The sequence below is a fragment of the Paraburkholderia bengalensis genome, from assembly GCF_037126505.1.
GTDB lineage: Bacteria > Pseudomonadota > Gammaproteobacteria > Burkholderiales > Burkholderiaceae > Paraburkholderia > Paraburkholderia bengalensis.
Window position 1 is genome coordinate 1 of sequence record NZ_JACFYJ010000036.1, and the last position, 18,912, is coordinate 18,912.

An 18,912-nucleotide genomic window follows, 5' to 3' on the forward strand; every position below is an offset into this window, starting at 1 on the left:
CGACCGGCGAGGCCGCAGCCGCGGTGCCGGCGCCCCCCCGCGCAATCGATGTCGACGCCGCCCAGGTCAACGGGTGCGGCGCAGGCGTCCGCGTCCGACGCCGCCAAGCCGGACGACCAGCAAAAAGTCGCGCGCAGCCAGCGCCAGGCGGAGCATCACTGGACCACGCTGCAGCGTCTGCCGATGGCGGCGCTGCAGCTGCTGTTGCGCATGCTGCCCCTCGTCGTGTTCGTCGGCGCGGCGAGCGCGCTGATGCCGATGTTCACCGACGACGGCACCGCGCAGGACGCCGCCCTCAACGGCCTCATCGACCTGTACGTGATCTGCCGCGCCATCGTGATCGCGGCGGGTTTCTTCCTTCAGCCCGACGCGCCCGGACTGCGCCTGTTGCGCCTGCCCGACAACTGGGCGTTGTTCATGCAGCGCTGGGTGATCCGCATCGTCAGCGTGGTCGGCGGCGGCGGCGCACTGATCGAGACCGCCACCGCGCTCGGTCTGAGCGACGCCGCGCATCTGCCCCTCGTCAAACTGCTCGCGCTCGTCGCGCACGTCATGCTGTCGATCATGATCCTGCAGTGCCGCGAGCCGATTTCCGCGCTGCTGCGCGAGCGCACGGCGCAAACGCAGCGCCCCGTCACGCTGCTCGCGCACGGCCTGATCGACATGTGGGCCTGGGTCGCCGTGTTCATCGTGATGGCGCTGTGGTTCGTGTGGGCGCTCGACGTGCACAACGGCTACCGCACGCTGCTGCATCTGGGCGGCGTGTCGCTCGCCGTGCTGGTGGCGGCGCGCGTGGTGTCGATCGTGCTGTTCGGCGCGCTGGGGCGGCTTTTTCACGTCGACGAAGGCGAGCAGCGCTCGTTGCTCCATCAGCACGCGTATCGCTACTACCCGTTGATCCGGCGCGTCGTGCAGGCGCTCGTGACGGCCGTCACCGCGCTGGTGCTGCTGCAGGTGTGGGGCCTCGACGTCTGGCAGTTCTTCCGTCCGGGCGCGATCGGCCACCGGCTGACGTCCGCGCTCGTGACAATCGGCGTGGCGGCCGTGATCGCGCTGATCGTCTGGGAGCTCGCAAACGTCGCGGTCGAAAAGCGCCTTCAGAACTGGACGAAAAGCGGCGATCTGATGCGTGCCGCGCGGCTGCGCACGCTGGTGCCGATGCTGCGCACGGCGCTCTTCGTCGTGATTGCGCTGGTTGTCGTGATGACGGGCTTGAGCGAACTTGGCGTGAACACGGCGCCGCTGCTCGCGAGCGCGAGTATTTTCGGCGTCGCGCTCGGCTTTGGCTCGCAAAAGCTCGTGCAGGATTTCATCACGGGCATTTTCCTGCTGATGGAAAACGCGATGCAGGTCGGCGACTGGGTGACGCTCGCGGGTGTGTCGGGCACCGTCGAATATCTGTCGATCCGCACGGTGCGGCTGCGCGGCGGCGACGGCTCCCTGTACACGGTGCCGTTCAGTTCCGTGTCGACCGTGAACAACACCAACCGCGGGCTCGGCAATGCGGCGGTGCGCGTGAGCATCGCGTATGGCGAGGACGTGGATCTCGCGATCGACACGCTGAAGGAAATCGGCGCCGCGCTGCGCGAGGACGAGCAGTTCAAGGACGGCATTCTGTCGGACTTCAGCTTCTGGGGCGTCGATGCCGTCGACGGCGCGTCCGTCACGCTCGCCGGCCAGGTGCAGTGCCGCGACACGGCGCGCTGGCCGGTGCAGCGCGAGTTCAACCGGCGCATCTTCGACGCGTTCCGCGCGAAGCACATCGAGATCGCCAATCCGCAGCGCAGCGTGCTGATTCCGAGCGGCGCCGCGCCGGGCGAGCATACGGACCCCGCTTCCGCTTCCAGCGACGAAGACACCCAGGGACCGCCACGGCCCGAGAACACCCCGGAGCGCTCGCGAGCGGACAAGCCCGCACCGAAAGTGGCGCGGCACTGAACGTGGCGCGGCCTGCGCGGAGCGCTACGGTCCGTCGCGCAGGCTTGTGACCAATGCGTCACGACACATGCGTCACGACGAATGCTCGATGCCGACCAGCCTCGCATTGAGCACGCGCGCCAGCGCTTCGCCGCCCTGCTGCATCACGTAATCGTGATTCCATTTGAAGAACGGCCGCGCGAGCGGCGCAAGCAGGTTCATCCAGCCGCGCTTCGTGCGCACGCGCCATTCGTAGCGCACCACCGTCACCGCGTCTCGCGTCGAGAACTGCCAGCGCCCTGTGCCCTCGACGTCGCCGCATGCCTCGCCCTCCAGCGCCGAGAGCGGCTCGACGCGGGTCACGCGCATGTCGAACGCGACGCGGTACGGCAGGCGCCCCTTCCACGTATACCGATGCAACGCGCCGACGCCGTCGCTCGCGCCCTTCTCCACCTCCGTCACGCGTTCGACGCACGTCCACCATTGCGGCCAGCGCGCCGGATCATGAATCGCGTCCCATACGGACTGCAACGGGGCATCGACGCGCCATGTCGTCGTGAAGCGGTATTCGCTCGAGCGCATGGTTCGTCTCCCGTTCGAGGCAGCGCAAGCCGGCACGCCTTGCTGGCGCAGCCGCGTTTCAAGGTCGGACATCTTCGTTGCTTTCGAATGGCCGCTGCATCCCGCCACGCAGCCTTGCTTCATGCCAGCCCAGGCACGTGCCGCGCCGTCCAGCGACGCGCCGCCGCTAAGCCAGCTTCCACCAGCGCGGCAGCAAGCGCCTGACATCGGCGCGTGCATACCGGTCGTCGATCAGATGCACGACGCCCACGTCGCGCTCCGTCCGTATCACGCGCCCGGCCGCCTGCACGACCTTCTGCAGCCCCGGAAACAGATACGCGTAGTCGTATCCATTGCCGAATTGTGCGTCGAATGTGCGGCGCATCTGCTCGTTGACGTCGTTCATCTGCGGCAAGCCGAGCGTCGCGATGAATGCGCCGATCAGCCGGTCGCCGACGAGATCCACGCCCTCCGAAAACGCACCGCCCAGCACGGCGAAGCCGACGCCCGCACCGCCCGTCGTGAAGCGCGCGAGGAACGCGTCGCGCGCAGCTTCGTCCATGCGCGGCGCCTGCATCCAGATGGGCACCTGCGGATGCCGCTCGCGCATCGCATCGACGATGCGCTGCAGATAATCGAAGCTGCTCAGAAAGCCCAGATAGTTGCCGGGCCGCTCGCCGTACTGGTGCGCGATGAGATCGGCGATGGGCGCGAGCGAACGCTCCCGGTCGCGCCAGCGCGTCGACACCCGACGCGCGACGCGCACGTCCAGCTGCTCCGCGCGGAACGGACCGTCGACGTCGAGCCAGGCCGTGTCGCCCGGCAAACCGAGCATGTCGCGATAGAAGTGCTGCGGGCTGAGCGTGCCGGAGAACACGATGGTCGCGCGCGCGGCGGCGTGGCGCGGCTTGAGGAACGACGCGGGCACCACGTTGCGCACGCAGAGTGTCGTGGCCGGCTTGGCGCGCGAGCCGCCTTCGCGCGATTCGAGCGTCACGTCGAAGATGGAGTGAGCGCCGAACTGCTCGACGAGCGACGTGAAATGCAGCGCGTCGAAATAGAAACGCTGCACGCTTTCGTCGACGCCTTGCGGCGCCTCCGCCAGTTGATCGCCAATCGCTGCGATCAGGTTCTGCACCGCCGCGTGCAGCTTCGGCGGCACGTCGGCGAGCACCTCGTACGTGTTGTTGCGCTCGCGGCTGAGCGCATTCCATTCGCGATTGACGCGGTCGAACGGCTTTTTCAGCGCGACGGGCGCGGCGTGGCGCGCGCCGCGAAACGCCAGTTGATCGACCGTCGCGCTGTACATGCGGCGCGCGCGTTCGGGCAGGTTGTGCGCCTCATCCGCAAGCACCGCGACGCGCCAGCCGTTCATCTGCGTGAGGGCGTACAGCATGGCGCTGCTGTCGTAGTAGTAGTTGTAGTCGCCGATCACGACGTCGCACCAGCGCGCCATTTCCTGCGCCAGGTAGTACGGACAGATGCCGTGCGCGAGCGCCGCTTCGCGCAGGGCCGCGCGATCGAGCGTGCGCGCCTGCAGCGCCGTGTCGCGCGCGTCGGGCAGACGGTCGTAGAAGCCGCGCGCGAGCGGACACGATTCGCCGTCGCAGCTCTTGTCGGGATGTTCGCAGGCCTTGTCGCGCGCAACGAGTTCGAGCGTGCGCAGCGGCAACGCGCCGGTGCCGCCGTGCAGGGTGTCGACAGCTTCGAGCGCGAGCGCGCGGCCCGGCGTTTTTGCCGTCAGGAAGAACACGCGATCCAGATGATCCGCGCCGCACGCCTTGAGCAACGGGAAAATCGTGCCGAGCGTCTTGCCGATGCCCGTCGGCGCCTGCGCCATCAGGCAGCGTCCGTCGCGTGCCGCGCGAAACGCCGCCACCGACAGCTCGCGCTGCCCGCTGCGAAACTCGCCATGCGGAAACGGCAGCGCGTTCAGCGCGGCGTTGCGCGCGTCGCGATGCGCCTCTTCGCGCGCGGCCCATGCGACGAACCGCTCGCACTGCGCCTCGAAGAACGCGCGCAGCGACGCAGCCGTATGCTGCTGCGTCAGCACGGTTTCTTTCTGTTCGCCGATATCGAAGTAGACGAGCGCGACCGTCAGTTCCGCAAACGCGCGCGCCTCGCACAGCAGATGCCCATACACGAGCGCCTGCGCCCAATGCAACACGCGATGATTCGCCGGCATCCGTTCGAGGTCGCCGCGATGGGTCTTGATCTCTTCGAGCCGGTTACGCGCCGGGTCGTAGCCGTCGGCGCGGCCGCGCACGGTCAGTCCGCCGTGCGTGCCCGTCAACGTGATCTCGGCTTCGTAGCCGCTCGCGCGCCGCGCCGTCACGGCCTGATGTCCGGCGATGCCTTCGAGCGCCGACGGCGCGGGCGTGAAGCGCAGGTCGAGATCGCCGCGCCGCGCGGTGAATTCGCACAGCGCGCGCACGGCGACGACGTACGTCATGCCGCCTCCGCGCCCGCCGCGCTGGCCAGTGCGGCGGCATCGCGATCCGCGCCGTCGCTCCAACGGACGTCGAGCACGCGCACCGGCATGTCATGCTGCACGCAGTACGCGAGCCAGCGGATCTGGTTGTCCTGCAGCCGGTCGCCCGGCCCTTTCACCTCGATTAGTTCGTAGCGGCGCTCGCCCGGCCAGAAGCGGATCAGGTCCGGCAAGCCCGAGCGGTTCGCGCGGATGTCGGCGAGGAGCCGCGCGAACCAGAGCTTCAGGTGTGCGGCGGGCAGGCATTCGAGCGCGAGCGTCAGCAACGCCGGGGTGAGCGCGCCCCAGAACACGAACGGCGATTGCAGTCCCGCTTTCGTTTCGAAATGGCGCAGGATCGTCGCGCGATAGGCGCCGCTGTCGAGCTGCGCAAAGCAGGCGTCGAACTGCGCGGCGCGGCGCGCGCGAAAGTCGGGTGCGTGCAGATCGGCGGGGCCGCGCTGGAACGGGTGAAAGAACGCGCCCGGAACGGCCGCGAACACGGGCTCCCAGCACAACAAGCCGAACAGCGAGTTGATCAGCGCGTTTTCGACGTAATGGACGGGCGCATCGGGCGTCGACAGATGATCGCGCACCGCATATTCGACGGCGACGGGCACGAGCGGTCGGGCGAGTTCCAGCACCGCGCGCTGCGCCTCGCGCGCGCTCGCGCGCCTCGCTCCGGCAAGACCGAGGCGGCGTTGCAGGCGCGGCACGATGCGCGCGATGCGCTGCGATTCCTCTTCGCTCTCGGGTGCGGCGGCCGCTTGCAGCGCCAGCGCGAGCGCCTCGCTATCGCGGCCCGCGCGTTCGAGCACGCGCATGCGCCGATGCCGCGCGCCCGGCCACGCGCAGCCCTCGTACACACGCAACGCCGTGTCCCAATCGTGCCGACGCTCGGCATGATGACCGATCGCAAACTGCAGCTTCGCGCGGCGCAACGCGAGCCACGCGTTGTGTTGGGTATCGATGACATCGACGGCTTCGAGCAGCGGCGCGAGCCCCTCGCCGTCCGCCGGTTCGCCGTCCATCAGTTCGAGCGCCTCGCGGCATGCGTGCAGCGCCAGATAGCAATCGACGTCGCCGCGCTGCTGGAATGCCCGCGACGAACGCGCAAACGCCACGCGCTCGTACTGATAGACGCCGAGGTCGGCCAGCACGAACTCCGACCAGTCCTGATGCAGATTGCCGAAAAACATCAGGCGCAAGCGCTCGCACAGCGGCGCGACCAGCACGCGCAGCGCGGTTTCGTCTGCCGCCGCGTCCCACTCGCGATAGCGTTTCGGCGCCGTGCACCCCGCTTCGGCGACGCGCAGCGCTTCCAGCCATTCGCCCTTGCGCGCGCCCTTCGGCGCGGGCGATGCGGAGAACATGCGCTGTAGTTCGGGGCGCGTGGCGAGCGCGAACAGTTCGTCGAGCGACAAGGCGGCATCGGCATCGACCCAGCCCGACGCCGCGAGCGGTGCCGCTGCCTCGACGGGACAGCCGATCTCCGCATACGCGAGCCGCCCGGTGCGGAACAGCGTGCCCTTGCGCATCAGCATGCGCACGAGCAGCGCGCGCGACGCTTTGGGCAGGCGCGTGTCGTCGTTCAGGAAGGCGCCGATGAAGGCGCGCTCGCTGGCGTCGAGCCAGTCGTCGTAGCGCCCGGTGATCCACGCGAGCGCGCGCTCGAAATTCAGCAGGTAATAAAAAGGATCGGGAGCGTCGGTCGGCACGGCGGTCGGGGGCGCATGGGCTGTATATTTATACAGCCATCATAGCAAACCCCGCGCGGCGCGCAGCCGGAAAACCGTGCGAAATCATGCGCTGCGCGCCTCGTTTTCCAGATACGTAACCTGCACGGCGGGCACGAACCACGCGAGGCACAACCCGATCAGCGCAGCCAGTGCCGCGACGGCAAGACCGATGTGAATCGACGCGATGAGTGCCTCGCGCGCCATGTGCATCATCGGGTCGCTGGAATGGCCGGCTGCCACCAGATGCTCGATCAGGGCCGACTGTTCGCCGCGATCGACCAGCAGATCGGGACTCGCAAACGACTTGAGCCACTGCGTCGCCTGATACGAATCGAGCGATCGGTTCACGCCCTGCGTGTACAGATGCCCAAGCAGCGCGCCCGTGATCGCGGTGCCCAGCATGCCGCCGAAAATCCGCAGCGATTGCAGCAGTGCCGTCACCGCGCCCAGGTGATCGCGCGCGACGATCTGCTGCGAGCAGATCGTCAGGTTCGTCGCGACGAGGCCGAGGCCCAGGCCGCTTACGCCCATGCAGGCCATCCAGACGGCGTGAGGCTCGTGACCCTTGAGCACGACCAGCACGGTGCAGCCGATCACGAACAGCGCGAAGCCGATGAACATCAGCCCGTTCGCGCGCCGTATCCGCGTGACGATGCGGTTGTTCACGACGCTGCCGACCGTCGTGCCGAGCAGCAGCGGCGTGATGAGCATGCCGGAGTCGTGCGGCGACATCGCGTAGCCGCCCTGAAACAGCAGCGGCACGTAGAACACCATCGAAAAAAGCGCAAAGCCGCCGAGCACCGACATCGCGAACAGCGGCGCGAGCTTGCGGTCCAGCAGCACGTCGACGGGCACGACGGGATAGCCCATGCGCTTTTCCCAGAAGTAGAGCGTCAGTCCGCACAGCGTCGTGATCGCGAACAGCAGCGCCGTCGTGCGGTTCAGGCCCTCGCGCGGCAGCAGTTCGATCAGCAGCTGCAGCGCGCCGAACGTCACCGCGACGACGAACGCACCCAGCCAGTCGAGCTGGATCGGACCGCTCGCCTTCAGATGGCGCAGCTTCGGCACAAACATCTGAACAAAGATCAGCGACACGATGCCGACGGGCACGTTGACAAAGAACACGAGCCGCCAGCCCTGCATCTGCGTGAGCATGCCGCCGAGCGTCGGCCCGACGACGTTCGCGATACCGAACGACGACGTGACGAACACGAGCCAGCGCAGCCGCAGCCTCGGATCGGGAAACAGGTCGGCGACCGTGGCGAACACGGTGCCGATCAGGATGCCGCCGCCGATGCCCTGCAAACCGCGCGCGGCGATCAGGAACAGCATGCTATTCGCGAGCCCGCACAGCACGGACGCAAGTGTGAACAGCAGGATCGCCGCGAGCAGGAACGGCTTGCGGCCGTACAGGTCGCCGAGCCGGCCGAAGATTGGAATGGTGATCACGGAGGCCAGCATGTACGACGTCGCGACCCACGCGTAGAAGTCGAAGCCCTTCAGGTCAGCGACGATGCGCGGCAGCGCGGTGCCGACGATCGTCTGGTCAAGCGCGACGAGCATCGTGACGAAGGCGACGCCGAGCATGGCGAGCAGCGACTCGCGAAACGGCAGAAGCTGGCGGCCGGGATCATGAAAGGCGATGGCGGACATCATGGGCTCCGCGGGAGGTCCGTGCCGGCTGCAGACGCGCGACCGGCCATGTCAGTCTACGAGAGTGATACGCGCCTTCGAAAATAGCAAGGCGCGCGGCACGCCGCTACCGTACGCGTGGTTTTGACTGCGCGCAGCGTCGACGCCGTTTCCGATGGTTTGTCGACGGTGCCGCGCGGCGCGTGATGCGGCCCGATCATGCCTATACTTGCACTGCCATTTCATATGAACCCAGCGCGGGCGCGAGACGTATTCTGTCCGCTTGTCCTCGACATCGCGACCGCCTCTCGTCGCCCGTCGCCACCTCGAACCTCGCGCGTCCTATGGAACCGTCCGTCGATCCTGCCGATTCGCCCCATTCCGCTGATTCCGCCGCCCCTCGCCCGCCCGCCGATCCCGTGCGTCGCGGCGATATCGCGAAGCGCCCACTCGCCGCGATCGGCGCGTGGCTCGCGCGCGTCGATCCCGGCACGCACCGCCGCATCAAAGGGCTGCGGCTCGTGACGGCGTACGGTCTCGGCGCGGCGCTCGGCACCTTGCAGGACGTCGCGCACGGACTGCCGCGCAATGCGTCGGTCGGCCTGTTCGCCGCCGGGTTCGCGTTGTGGGCGAGCGTGTCGGAGGCCCGCACCACGCGCCCCGAATCGAGCCGCGATCTCGCGCTGCTGTGCGCCGCGGCCGCGTTCGGCGCGGCGACGTATGTGTGCCTGATGCAGCCGTTGCTCGCCCTCGGCCACGCCGGCCCCGAACTCGTGCTCGTCACGGGCGCGTTTCTCGTCGGATATCTGAAGCGATTCGGCGTGCTGGGCGCGGGGCTCGGCTCGCAGATCTACATCGGACAATTGATGGCATATGGCGGCGGCCTCGTGACGGCGGATCTGCCCGCCATCGCGATCGCCGGACTGATCGCGATGCTTGCCGCGATCGTGCCGCGGCTGCTGAGCGGCCCCGCCGAGCGGCCCGCCATCGTCGCGGCGCTGTCGACGGGGCCCGCGGCCGTGGCGGGGCGGCCGTCGCCCGAGTTCGTGATGGGATTGCAGGCCGCGAGCGGCGCGCTCGTCGTCGTCGCGTTGAATGCGTGGCTCACCATCGATGAGTCCGCGTGGGCGATCACGGCATGCACGTATGTCGTCGCCGGCTCCGCGACGGGCACCGTGCAACGCGTGCGGCGGCGGATCATCGGCACGCTCGTGGGCGTGCCGCTCGGGCTGGCGTGCCTGCCTATCGCCGAACATGCGCCCCTCGTCATCTGGATGGCCGCCGCGCTCGCGATGATCGTCTACGCGATGGCCCTGCCCGAGCGCTACGACATTGCATGCGGCGCATTCGCGTTCACGCTGATCGTCACGCTCGCCGTGAGCGGCGTGCACTCGATCCCGTTTCTCGCGGCGCGCGCATGGGAAACGTTGATTGGCGGCGTGCTCGGTCTGCTCGCGGCGATGTTCATCTTTCCGCTCAGATTGCGCGACGAATGACGCCGCTGTTGCCTCGCTGTTGCGTCGCTGTTGCAAATATCGAAGCACACGAAATGTTAATCAGAACAACGGAATATTTTCATCGCTTCATCCGTTGCACGCGATTCACGTCGAGCTTCGATCGAAAACAGCCTGAAAAAAAGGAATAAAGCGCGAGCGCTGCTCGTTCAATGACCGTCACATCCTTTCGACTTGGCAAGGAGTGCGGTCATGAAGTCTTTATTCGAGGTGTGTGGCATCGCAGCCTGCGGTGCCGTGTTGGCAACGCTCGTGTCGTGCGGCGGCGATTCGAATTCGAACAACACGCCTGCGCCGTCGACGTTTACCGCAACGACGCTCGTCTCCGATGGCGCGATCGCCGCGCCTCATACCGATCCGAACCTGAAGAACGCATGGGGCGTCGCGTTCAATCCCAAAGGCTTCGTCTGGGTCGCCGACAACGCGACCAATGTCGCCACACTCTACGACGGCAACGGCGTGCCGCAATCGCTGGTCGTCACGATTCCGGACGGCACGAACGGCACCGCCTCGCCAACGGGCATCGTGTTCAACGGCACGCAAAGCTTCTCCGTCACGCAGAACGGCAAGACGGGTATCGCCGCGTTCATCTTCGCGGGCGAAGGCGGCACGATCACCGCGTGGGCGCCCGCCGTCGGTCCGACCAACGCGTTCACCATGTACGACGACGGTGCAGGCGGCGCGGTCTACAAAGGGCTGGCGCTCGCGGCCAGCAACGGCAACAACTTTCTCTACGCGACGGACTTCCACAACAACAAGATCGACGTGTTCGACGGCAGCTTCAAGAAAGTCGCGATGCCCGGCGGCTTCACCGATCCCGCCATTCCCGCCGGCTTCGCGCCGTTCGGCATCCAGCTGATCGGCTCGAACCTGTTCGTCACGTATGCGAAGCAGGACGAGGACAGGCACGACGATGTCGCGGGCGCAGGACTCGGCATGGTCGACGTCTACGACACGGCGGGCAATCTCAAGCAGCACTTCGCGACGGGCGGCCCGCTCAATGCACCGTGGGGCATCGCGCAGGCGCCGGGCGCCTTCGGCACGTTCAGCGGCGCGATCCTGATAGGCAATTTCGGCGACGGCACGATCAACGCGTTCGATGCTTCGAGCGGCAAGTCGATGGGCCCGCTGATGTCGCACGGCAGTGCCATCGTCGAGCATGGGCTGTGGGGCCTGGCGTTCGGCAACAACTTGAGCAATCAGCCGTCGACCACGCTGTTCTTCGCGGCAGGACCGAATGACGAAGCGGATGGGCTCTACGGAAGAATCGATCTGAATCCCGCATCGAGTGCGGGAACCAACCCGACCTCAGGATCGAGCACGGGGACAAATAGCGGCTCGAGCATCGGCATGTAGTGCGCCGATACATCGTTCGCGAGGAGAACAGAACGGCCGCTCTTGCACAGGGCGGCCGTTCAATTTCAAGCGACTGGAAGCGTCAAACCGAAACGTCAAGCCGAAACGTCAAACCTGCCGGCGCAATTCAGCGGGCGGCACCTTCATCAGATGCCGATACTTCGCGACCGTGCGACGCGCGACCAGCACGCCCTGGTCCGCGAGCATCTTCGCGAGCGCGACGTCCGATAGCGGATCACGCGTATTTTCCGCCGCGATCATCTCCTTGAGCAGCGCACGCACCGCGGCTGCCGAACAGGTTCCACCGCTTTCGGTGCCCAGCTCGCGCGGGAAGAAATGCTTGAACTCGAAGATGCCGCGCGGCGTCGCCATGTACTTGTTACCCGTCGCGCGCGAGATCGTCGATTCATGCAGGCCCAGTTCCTCGGCTACGTCGCGCAGCACGAGCGGCTTCAGCGCGATCTCGCCGTACTGGAAGAACGGCTTCTGATGCGCGACGATGCATTCGGCCACGCGCTGGATCGTTTCGAAGCGCTGCTGCGCGTTGCGGATCAGCCAGCGCGCTTCCTGCAACTGCTGCGCGAGGGGTGAACGGCTCGCGCCCGCCGACTGCGCAAACAGCTCCGCGTACATGCGGTGAATGCGCGCGCGCGGCAGCACGGCCGGGTTCACCGTGACGACCCACTTGTTGCGCACGTTGCGCACGATCACGTCGGGCACGATGTAGTTATCGTCGGCGCGGCCGTACGAGTTGCCCGGCTTCGGATCGAGCTTGCGCACGAGCGCGCAGGCTACGCGCAGTTCTTCCGCGTCGCAACCGATCTGCTTCTGCAATTCGGCATGCTCGCGCCGCGCGAGGCGATCGAGATGATGCGCGACGACCTGCTTCGCGACGTCGCGTCCCGGCGTCTCGGCGGGCAGCGCGTCGAGTTGCAGCACGAGACACTCCGATAGCGAGCGCGCCGCGAGTCCGGGCCGGTCGAGCGTCTGCACGAGGCGCAATGCGACCAGCAGTTCGTCTTCCGTCAATGCCGGTTCGAACTCGACGACATCCGTGAGATCGGCGAGATCCTGGCGAAGATAGCCGTCGTCGTCCAGTGCCTCGATCACGAGGCGCGCGACTTCGCGGTCGCGATCGTCGAGCCGGTAGAGACGCAGCGCATCGTGCAGCTGCTCATGAAGCGTGGGCTGCACGCGCGCCCATTCGGTGGGATCGGTGGCTTCCGAATCGCCGTTGTAGCGCGACGGACCGCGGCCGTATGCATCGCCCGCGTAATCGCCGCCGTCGTCCGACGACGACGTGCTCTCCGTGGCGGGCTCGGACGCCGCTCCTTCGAGCGCCGTATCGCGCTCGGCGGCAGGCAATGTCTCGCCGTCGGCGCCCGCCGTTTCGGACGGTTTGGTGCCCGCGAGATCTTCCGGGACGGACGGATCGTATTCAAGGAAGGGATTGGTGTCGAGTGCGTTGCGCAGTTCTTGCTGAAACTCCAGCGACGACAGTTGAAGCAGGCGCACGGACTGCTGCAGACGCGGTGTGAGCGCGAACGTTTGCTTCGCGCGAAGTTCGATTGTAGGCGGCATACAGACTCTTCCAGTGAACGGTTCAACAGGGCTTTTGCATGACGTACGCAACTGTCGTACCAGTTGTCGCAACTGACTGTTTTGATTCGCATTTCCGATTTGCGGATGCATGCCGTATGCCCAACTCGCGCCGCGAATTTACAAAGCCTCTGAAATACGAACCGAATCACGGCGCATCGTTTGCGCGTGCGGGCGGAACGACGCGCGCGGCTGCGTCCGTCTGCGTCCGTCTCATCCGTCGGCGCGCATCGGCATTTGTCGGCAGCGCGGCGGACAACGGGCATGACGCTTGCTGTCGGGCTCATAAGGACGCGCGTCGGAAGCCCGCATGTGCACGCCCGCACCGCGTCCTGTGTCGGCGACGGACCAGACGGAACCGCGGCGGCAGTGGTCTTTGGTCGGGTCATCGGCGGCGACGGGCCGCGATCGATCGCACGGACAACAGGACCGCAACCTGATCTCATCAACCGGGAAGGAGAAATCATGAAAACTATCCAGTTCCTCAAGGCCGCAGGCAGCATCGCATGTGTTGCATTCGCTCTGAACGCAACGGCTCAGACGACGGCCTCCGCGCCGCCCGCGACGTCCGAGAGCGTCGGCCAGCACATTGACGACAGCACGGTGACGACCAAGGTCAAAGCCGAGTTGCTCGGCGCGAAGAACGTGAAGTCCACGCACATTCACGTCAAGACGCGCAAGGGCATCGTGTGGCTCACGGGCTCGGTGCCTTCCGCCGACGACAAGACAGCCGCGCAGGACGTCGTGCAGAACGTGTCCGGCGTAAAGGGCGTGAAGAACCATTTGAAGATCGCGGCTGATTAAGCGGCGGGTTGCTTCGCTGTTTCGATATCGCCCGCTGTAGCGACGAAGGCCGCCTCGACAGGCGGCCTTCTTTTTTGCTCTTAGAGACACTCGCCCTGGCGGGCGCGCGTCTGTCGCCACCGATCACGTCTTCATTGCGGCGTACTGCTCCCGCAATGCCCGGATGCGGTCGTGATTCTGCAACACGCCCTGGTAGAGACGTTCGACCACGGCACGCACGTCGGCGGGCAAGTCTTTTTCGAGTGCTTCGTAAAAGTGCCGCCTGGCCGCGTCCTCGCCCTTTTCGCAATCGGCGAGTACCGCATAATCCGTCCGCTTGCCAACGGCCGACTTCACGTCCATCCAGCCTCGATGCAACGCCCCAGCGACGCTGCCGCCACTTTCCGGTTTGCCGCCCAGCTTCAGAACGAGATCCTGCAGTTCGCGCGCGCCCTGCGTGCAGTTGCCCGCGCTTTCGATCAACGCCTGTCGCACGCCCGCGTGGCTCACCTCGTCCGCCGCTTTCATGAAGCCGCGTTCGCCGTCTTTGGATGTTTCGATCAGATCGTTCAGCACGGCAATGAAGTTCGTCGTCATATGTTCGCTCCCTTGACGGATGCATGTGGTAACCGACCTTTGCACTCGTCATGCCCGGCCGCCGCGCGCGACCGTAGCCGTGTCTTTCGTCCCTATGGCGCGGCAACGCGTAATTGTTTCCAGCCGACTGCAGCGGGTGGCGTGCGCGTGCGCATCGGATTGCACGCCGCGCTTCGATCAAGCGACGCGCGTCCAGCACGGCACAGATGTTGCTGGCCATTAAAGGCCGGACCCTGTCACGGACCGTCGCGACGACAGCGCGGCCGCATAGAACGGGGCCGGTTTCGACAAGGGAGAACACCATGAAGATCCGAAGGGCGCAATGCCTGCTGTCTGTCGCGATCGTCACGGCGGCTGTCGTCGCGCCGATACGCGTCCATACCCTGCAGCCAGGGCAAAAAGACACCGCAGCGCAGGCCCGCTCGAATCACGCCGCGCGCCTGCAATCATGCGATGACACACAGAGCGACATGCTGCGTGCGGCCTGCGCGACGCACGCCGAGCGTCGGTCCGTGGACGGCGACGACCGCTCGATCGATCGCGCGAATGCCCCGCGCAGCGTCGAGCTCTGGGTATAACGACCGTATTCCGTTTGGCGCACGGCGGCCGCACGCTCTGGGCCGCCGTATTTTTTCGTGCGTCAGCCCGCGGCGTTGAGCGACGTTCTTGAGGTCAATGCGCTCTGCGGTCCTGATCCATGCCTTCGACGCGGAATAGGCCGCTATGCAGGATCACGCTCTCGCCGCCGTTCTGATCGAGTGCTTCTGCGCATACCGAGCGGATGCGGGCGCGCCCGCGTTCGTACGCGCGGATCAATACATCTTCTAGTGGCGAGTCCGCGCCGAAGTGATCTTCGAGCGCTTCCGCCGTGATCGCGCATCCGACAGGCTCGCCGTCCACGCGCGCGTTGAAGCGCACGGTCAGGCTCGACCCATCGAACACGGGGGCATCATCGGTGAATGTGATGTGCATGAGAGAGTCCTCGTACGCCGCGCGCGGCATGAACACCTTCATGATCCCGTTCATGACGAACCCTTGTGCGCATTGGCAAGCTGTTGCGCCATCGCAAGATGGTGACGGATAGTCGGCAGCGCGTGCGCCGCCGCGCTCTTCAATTGCGGGTCCTTGCCGCTTTCGCTTTCCTTCTGGAACAGTTCGGCCGCTCTCTGGTGGCCGACCACCGCGACCTCGTCGATGTACAACTTGTCGAAGTCATCGCCCTTCAGGCCCTGCAGCTTGCCGACCAGCGCCGAGTCCGCGCCCGGCGGCTTGCCCAGGCCCTTGTGCGAAGCGGCGACATCGAGACTGCGCGCGATCTTCGTGTGATCCGCGATCATCTGCTGCGCGAACTTCTTGACCTGCGGATCTGACGCGTTCGCAAGCGCGAGCTTGCTCGCCGCGATTTCCGTCGCGCCTGCCCGCGACGCGTCCTCGACGAATTGCGTGTCGCCTGGCGAGAGCGTCGTATCCGCGTTCGCCGCGATGCCGACCACCAGCAACGCAGGCAGAACGAAGCCTCGAACCAACGGGCGGAATGGGCGAATGGTCATGCGTCTCTCCGATGCTGCCGATCAGGCCGCCTTCTTCTTCGACAGTTGCGCGATCAGCGTCCTGTTGAAAGCGGGCAGATCGTCGGGCTTGCGGCTCGTGATGAAGTTGCCGTCTTCGACGACTTCCTTATCGACCCATGTGCCGCCCGCATTGCGAATATCGTCCTGCAGGCTAGGCCAGCTCGTGACCGTGCGGCCCTTGATGATCCCCGCCGAAACGGGCAGCCAGGTGCCATGACAGATCACCGCGATCGGCTTGTTCGCCTGATCGGCGGCCTTCACGAAGGCCTGCGCCTGCGGCAGCAAGCGGATCGCGTCGCCGTTCACGACGCCGCCCGGCAATACCACCGCGTCATAGTCGTTCGGCGCGGCCTGATCGAACGTGGTGTCGACGTCGACGCTGTCGCCTTTGTCTACGTGCCTGAAGCCCTGGATCTTTCCCGCCTTGGAAGAAATTACGTGCACCGTCGCGCCCGCTTCCGTGAGCGCACGGTGCGGCTCGATCAGCTCCGCCTGTTCAAATCCGTCCACTGCGAGTACGGCGACTTTGCATCCTGTCAATGCGCTGGCCATGAGACTGCCCTCCTTTGCTAGATGGCTTTTCGCGGAATCACTCTTTGCGTTTCCTGATGGGATGAGGCGAGCAAATTCGGTGCCCAACCGCGGCGACCGCGATGCATGTGCGATTTCGTCTTCAACATATGCGTGGTCGGGCATCGCTATTGCATTGCGCTTGCGCACAAGGCGGCGAACGCCGTTGAACGCTTACCACAACCGGACCGGACCAAAGCGAATGAAAGCGATGACCCGCAACGCGATCGACGCGATCGCAGATGGCTTGTCCGTCGCGATGCCTGCCGGCCTGCGGCACGCGGACGACACGCGTCCCGGCTTCACGCGCCGGAAGCTGAAGGACGCATTCGTCTATTTCGATTGCGCAGGCAAGCGCATCGATGACGAAGCGCAGATCGCGCGCATTCAGGCGCTGGCGATTCCCCCCGCTTATACCGATGTGTGGATATGCCCCGACCCGCGCGGCCACATTCAGGCAACGGGGCGGGACGCGCGCGGCCGCAAGCAGTATCGCTATCACCCGCAATGGCGCGAAACGCGCGACGCCGACAAGTTCGCGCGCATGGCCGCGTTCGGCCGCGCGTTGCCGAAGATCCGCGCGCGCGTGGCACGCGACCTCGCGCGCGATGGCATGCCGCGCGAAAAAGTGATCGCCGCTGTTGTTCACCTGCTCGATACGACGCTGATCCGGATCGGCAGCGTCGAATATGCGCGCGAGAATCAGTCGTATGGACTCACGACGCTGCGCAAGAAGCACGTTCGGATACGCGCTGGTGAAGTGCGGTTCCGGTTTGCGGGCAAGAGCGGCATCGAGCACGACGTGACCGTCGACAATCCGCGCGTGAAGCGCATCGTGCGGATGTGCGCGGAATTGCCCGGTCACGATCTGTTCCAGTACCTCGACGAAGACGGCACGCGCCATACGATCGGTTCTGCCGACATCAACGAATACCTTCGCGACGTGAGCAACGCGGAATTCTCCGCGAAGGACTATCGGACTTGGGCGGGCAGCGTGTACGCGCTCGCCGCGCTGCGTCAACTGGTCTGCGAGAGCGCCGCCGACGCGCGCCGTCATGTGGTCACGACTGTCAAGGATGTGGCCGCGCTATTGCGCAATACGCCCGCCGTGTGCAGGCGTTGCTACATCCATCCGGAAGTGATCGCCGCGTTCGAAGCGGGCGAATTGCAGCGCTTGCTGCCGCCCGCAGCAAAACGCCACATGAAGGTCGACGAAGCGGCGTTCGCGGCGCTTCTTGCGCAAGCGGAAAAGCGCGCGCGGCTCGAACGGCGCAAAGCGGGCAATGGTCGCACCAAAAGCAAGCCGCCCGCCTCGACGGATGTCGAAAGCGAGCGGCTCGCGAAACTGCTCAGGAAATCGAGTGCGTTGCGCAAGCAACAGAATGCGCGCAAACGCGTTGCCGATCCGGCGTAATGCAGTGCCTCATCATTCTTCGTAGGCGGCCATGACGAGCCACATGTCGCGCTCGTCGTTGCGGATTTGCGCAGCCAGTGCGTACGAATCGTTCGGTCCGCACGTGTTCAGAAGCGTGCGTTGCGCGATTTCGGCGTTGTCGAACACGCGGTCATCGGCGAGCGGACGCACTTCGCCCTTGCCCTCGAACATGTACTGATTGATCCGGTATACGAGCGGCTGCTGCTTCCACGCGTTGAAGCAATCCTTCACATGCTGGAAATCGCCGCCGCAGATGTTGCTTTGAAAATGTATCTTCGATCGCATCATTCGCCTCCACATGCAGCGCCATGTCCGTTGCCGCCCGTCATCACAACCGGCCAGAACCGGCCGCAACGACCTGTTGCAGCCTGCCCCGTCGCGGCCCGACCGGTTGGGATGCCGTGCAACGCTGGATCGCAACACAGACGCAACTGCATCATCGCCGTCTGCATGGCGGATCGCCACGTGCCGCAGTGGCGCCGCGCGGCTTCAAGTCCTTGATGAAGCAGCGCGGCGCCTGACCCTGTCGTTCAGCAGGCGAGTGCCCTCGAGCTGTCACCTGCTCCATTGCTCCTTTCACTGCCCCTTCGTGTCACTGCTGGCGTCAGCACCCGGCATGTTGGTGGTATCGGTAGCGGGCTTCCTGTGCGTCGTTTTCTTGTGCTGCATCTTCGTTGCTGCATGCGTGCCCGATGCGGCGCCCGTCTGATCCGACGAACTCATGCCGGCACCATTGCCGCCGCCGCCCGCCGATCCCCCACCGCCGCTACCCGCGCCGCCGCCTTGTGCAAACACTCCACCCGACAACGCGAGCAACGCTACGCCGATCCATGCCTTACGATTGTTCATGTGTTTCTCCTTGATCGAAAAGAGAGCGGCTGACGACCGCAAAAATCCTGTCACTGTCGCTCTCGTTTCAGCAAGCGCTATGCCCCGCGCCATACGCGCGGGCGTCGCCGGGAATGGGAATGCGGCAGCGCAGCGGCGCTTGCAAGCGCACGTCGCGTTGCATGAGCTCATGCGCGACGCTCGCGCCGTGGCGGTTAGTTACAACCGGGACGTAAATCTTTCGCGCGATAAATGGCGCAATATGAAGCCATGGCGCAGCACGACGCAGTTGCGCGACGCGACGACACGACCTTTTGTCTGCAGTGCAACGCATTGGTAT

General features: G+C 65.7%; 17 protein-coding genes. 6 read left to right on the top strand and 11 right to left on the bottom strand.

Annotated elements, in window-relative coordinates:
* On the top strand, positions 1–1,938 hold a 1,938-nt coding region (locus tag H3V53_RS21100; protein WP_419539529.1), incomplete at its 5' end, for a mechanosensitive ion channel domain-containing protein.
* A gap of 72 nt (positions 1,939–2,010) precedes the next feature.
* Here H3V53_RS21100 and H3V53_RS21105 read toward each other — a convergent pair.
* The 4 genes from H3V53_RS21105 to H3V53_RS21120 form a co-directional block, all read right to left on the bottom strand.
* A complete protein-coding gene (locus tag H3V53_RS21105) occupies positions 2,011–2,499 on the bottom strand; it encodes an SRPBCC family protein (RefSeq protein WP_336599666.1) in 489 nt (162 codons plus the stop codon).
* Between the two features lie 166 nt (positions 2,500–2,665).
* Positions 2,666–4,930 (bottom strand): ATP-dependent DNA helicase, encoded by a 2,265-nt coding sequence (locus tag H3V53_RS21110; RefSeq protein WP_336599613.1) that lies wholly within the window; start codon positions 4,928–4,930, stop codon positions 2,666–2,668.
* Positions 4,927–6,666 carry a VRR-NUC domain-containing protein gene (locus tag H3V53_RS21115; RefSeq protein WP_336599614.1) on the bottom strand — a complete coding sequence of 580 codons (1,740 nt, stop codon included), beginning with the start codon at positions 6,664–6,666 and terminating at the stop codon, positions 4,927–4,929. Before H3V53_RS21115 ends, H3V53_RS21110 begins: the two co-directional genes overlap by 4 nt.
* Positions 6,667–6,750: 84 nt before the next feature.
* Positions 6,751–8,343 (bottom strand): MFS transporter, encoded by a 1,593-nt coding sequence (locus tag H3V53_RS21120; protein WP_054925539.1) that lies wholly within the window; start codon positions 8,341–8,343, stop codon positions 6,751–6,753.
* Between the two features lie 320 nt (positions 8,344–8,663).
* On the opposite strand from H3V53_RS21120, the gene H3V53_RS21125 reads away from it, so the two are divergent.
* Together H3V53_RS21125 and H3V53_RS21130 are read left to right on the top strand one after the other, a co-directional pair.
* The gene (locus H3V53_RS21125; RefSeq protein WP_336599615.1) at positions 8,664–9,815 is read left to right on the top strand and encodes an FUSC family protein; all 1,152 of its coding nucleotides are present in this window, start codon (positions 8,664–8,666) and stop codon (positions 9,813–9,815) included.
* Positions 9,816–10,025: 210 nt separating this feature from the next.
* On the top strand, positions 10,026–11,189 hold the full coding sequence (locus H3V53_RS21130) for a TIGR03118 family protein (protein WP_336599616.1): 1,164 nt from the start codon (positions 10,026–10,028) through the stop codon (positions 11,187–11,189).
* Between the two features lie 108 nt (positions 11,190–11,297).
* On the opposite strand, the gene H3V53_RS21135 is transcribed toward H3V53_RS21130, so the two are convergent.
* Positions 11,298–12,770, bottom strand: coding sequence for an RNA polymerase factor sigma-54 (locus H3V53_RS21135; protein ID WP_336599617.1), 1,473 nt, complete (start codon positions 12,768–12,770; stop codon positions 11,298–11,300).
* Positions 12,771–13,253: 483 nt separating this feature from the next.
* Here H3V53_RS21135 and H3V53_RS21140 point away from each other — a divergent pair, with 483 nt between their 5' ends.
* Entirely contained in the window at positions 13,254–13,592 is a 339-nt protein-coding gene (locus H3V53_RS21140) for a BON domain-containing protein (protein ID WP_054925532.1), read from the top strand.
* Between the two features lie 123 nt (positions 13,593–13,715).
* On the opposite strand, the gene H3V53_RS21145 is transcribed toward H3V53_RS21140, so the two are convergent.
* On the bottom strand, positions 13,716–14,168 hold the full coding sequence (locus H3V53_RS21145; RefSeq protein WP_336599618.1) for a PA2169 family four-helix-bundle protein: 453 nt from the start codon (positions 14,166–14,168) through the stop codon (positions 13,716–13,718).
* A gap of 206 nt (positions 14,169–14,374) precedes the next feature.
* Between H3V53_RS21145 and H3V53_RS21150 the strand changes: the two genes are divergently transcribed.
* The gene (locus H3V53_RS21150; RefSeq protein ID WP_336599619.1) at positions 14,375–14,746 is read left to right on the top strand and encodes a hypothetical protein; all 372 of its coding nucleotides are present in this window, start codon (positions 14,375–14,377) and stop codon (positions 14,744–14,746) included.
* Positions 14,747–14,840: 94 nt separating this feature from the next.
* Here the strand turns inward: H3V53_RS21150 and H3V53_RS21155 are convergent, their stop codons facing one another.
* The 3 genes from H3V53_RS21155 to H3V53_RS21165 are packed head-to-tail and all read right to left on the bottom strand — an operon-like array spanning position 14,841 to position 16,291.
* Positions 14,841–15,182, bottom strand: a complete 342-nt coding sequence (locus H3V53_RS21155) for a DUF1488 family protein (RefSeq protein WP_054925544.1) — start codon at positions 15,180–15,182, stop codon at positions 14,841–14,843.
* A gap of 8 nt (positions 15,183–15,190) precedes the next feature.
* Positions 15,191–15,718 carry a DUF4142 domain-containing protein gene (locus H3V53_RS21160; protein WP_336599620.1) on the bottom strand — a complete coding sequence of 176 codons (528 nt, stop codon included), beginning with the start codon at positions 15,716–15,718 and terminating at the stop codon, positions 15,191–15,193.
* A gap of 21 nt (positions 15,719–15,739) precedes the next feature.
* Complete coding sequence (locus tag H3V53_RS21165; protein WP_336599621.1) at positions 15,740–16,291, bottom strand: type 1 glutamine amidotransferase domain-containing protein; 552 nt, start codon at positions 16,289–16,291, stop codon at positions 15,740–15,742.
* Between the two features lie 220 nt (positions 16,292–16,511).
* On the opposite strand from H3V53_RS21165, the gene H3V53_RS21170 reads away from it, so the two are divergent.
* On the top strand, positions 16,512–17,723 hold the full coding sequence (locus tag H3V53_RS21170) for a DNA topoisomerase IB (protein ID WP_336599622.1): 1,212 nt from the start codon (positions 16,512–16,514) through the stop codon (positions 17,721–17,723).
* A gap of 12 nt (positions 17,724–17,735) precedes the next feature.
* Here H3V53_RS21170 and H3V53_RS21175 read toward each other — a convergent pair whose 3' ends face one another.
* Positions 17,736–18,029, bottom strand: a complete 294-nt coding sequence (locus H3V53_RS21175) for a hypothetical protein (RefSeq protein WP_054925525.1) — start codon at positions 18,027–18,029, stop codon at positions 17,736–17,738.
* A 291-nt stretch (positions 18,030–18,320) separates the two neighbouring features.
* Positions 18,321–18,593: a hypothetical protein gene (locus H3V53_RS21180; RefSeq protein ID WP_336599623.1), complete on the bottom strand. Its 273-nt coding sequence runs from the start codon at positions 18,591–18,593 to the stop codon at positions 18,321–18,323.
* Positions 18,594–18,912: the final 319 nt, after the last annotated feature.

Coding starts and splice junctions, on each gene's coding strand:
- H3V53_RS21105 (WP_336599666.1), bottom strand. CDS start 2,499: ATGCGCTCGAGCGAATACCGCTTCACGACGACATGGCGCGTCGATGCC.
- H3V53_RS21110 (WP_336599613.1), bottom strand. CDS start 4,930: ATGACGTACGTCGTCGCCGTGCGCGCGCTGTGCGAATTCACCGCGCGG.
- H3V53_RS21120 (WP_054925539.1), bottom strand. CDS start 8,343: ATGATGTCCGCCATCGCCTTTCATGATCCCGGCCGCCAGCTTCTGCCG.
- H3V53_RS21125 (WP_336599615.1), top strand. CDS start 8,664: ATGGAACCGTCCGTCGATCCTGCCGATTCGCCCCATTCCGCTGATTCC.
- H3V53_RS21130 (WP_336599616.1), top strand. CDS start 10,026: ATGAAGTCTTTATTCGAGGTGTGTGGCATCGCAGCCTGCGGTGCCGTG.
- H3V53_RS21135 (WP_336599617.1), bottom strand. CDS start 12,770: ATGCCGCCTACAATCGAACTTCGCGCGAAGCAAACGTTCGCGCTCACA.
- H3V53_RS21140 (WP_054925532.1), top strand. CDS start 13,254: ATGAAAACTATCCAGTTCCTCAAGGCCGCAGGCAGCATCGCATGTGTT.
- H3V53_RS21145 (WP_336599618.1), bottom strand. CDS start 14,168: ATGACGACGAACTTCATTGCCGTGCTGAACGATCTGATCGAAACATCC.
- H3V53_RS21150 (WP_336599619.1), top strand. CDS start 14,375: ATGTTGCTGGCCATTAAAGGCCGGACCCTGTCACGGACCGTCGCGACG.
- H3V53_RS21155 (WP_054925544.1), bottom strand. CDS start 15,182: ATGAAGGTGTTCATGCCGCGCGCGGCGTACGAGGACTCTCTCATGCAC.
- H3V53_RS21160 (WP_336599620.1), bottom strand. CDS start 15,718: ATGACCATTCGCCCATTCCGCCCGTTGGTTCGAGGCTTCGTTCTGCCT.
- H3V53_RS21165 (WP_336599621.1), bottom strand. CDS start 16,291: ATGGCCAGCGCATTGACAGGATGCAAAGTCGCCGTACTCGCAGTGGAC.
- H3V53_RS21170 (WP_336599622.1), top strand. CDS start 16,512: ATGAAAGCGATGACCCGCAACGCGATCGACGCGATCGCAGATGGCTTG.
- H3V53_RS21175 (WP_054925525.1), bottom strand. CDS start 18,029: ATGCGATCGAAGATACATTTTCAAAGCAACATCTGCGGCGGCGATTTC.
- H3V53_RS21180 (WP_336599623.1), bottom strand. CDS start 18,593: ATGAACAATCGTAAGGCATGGATCGGCGTAGCGTTGCTCGCGTTGTCG.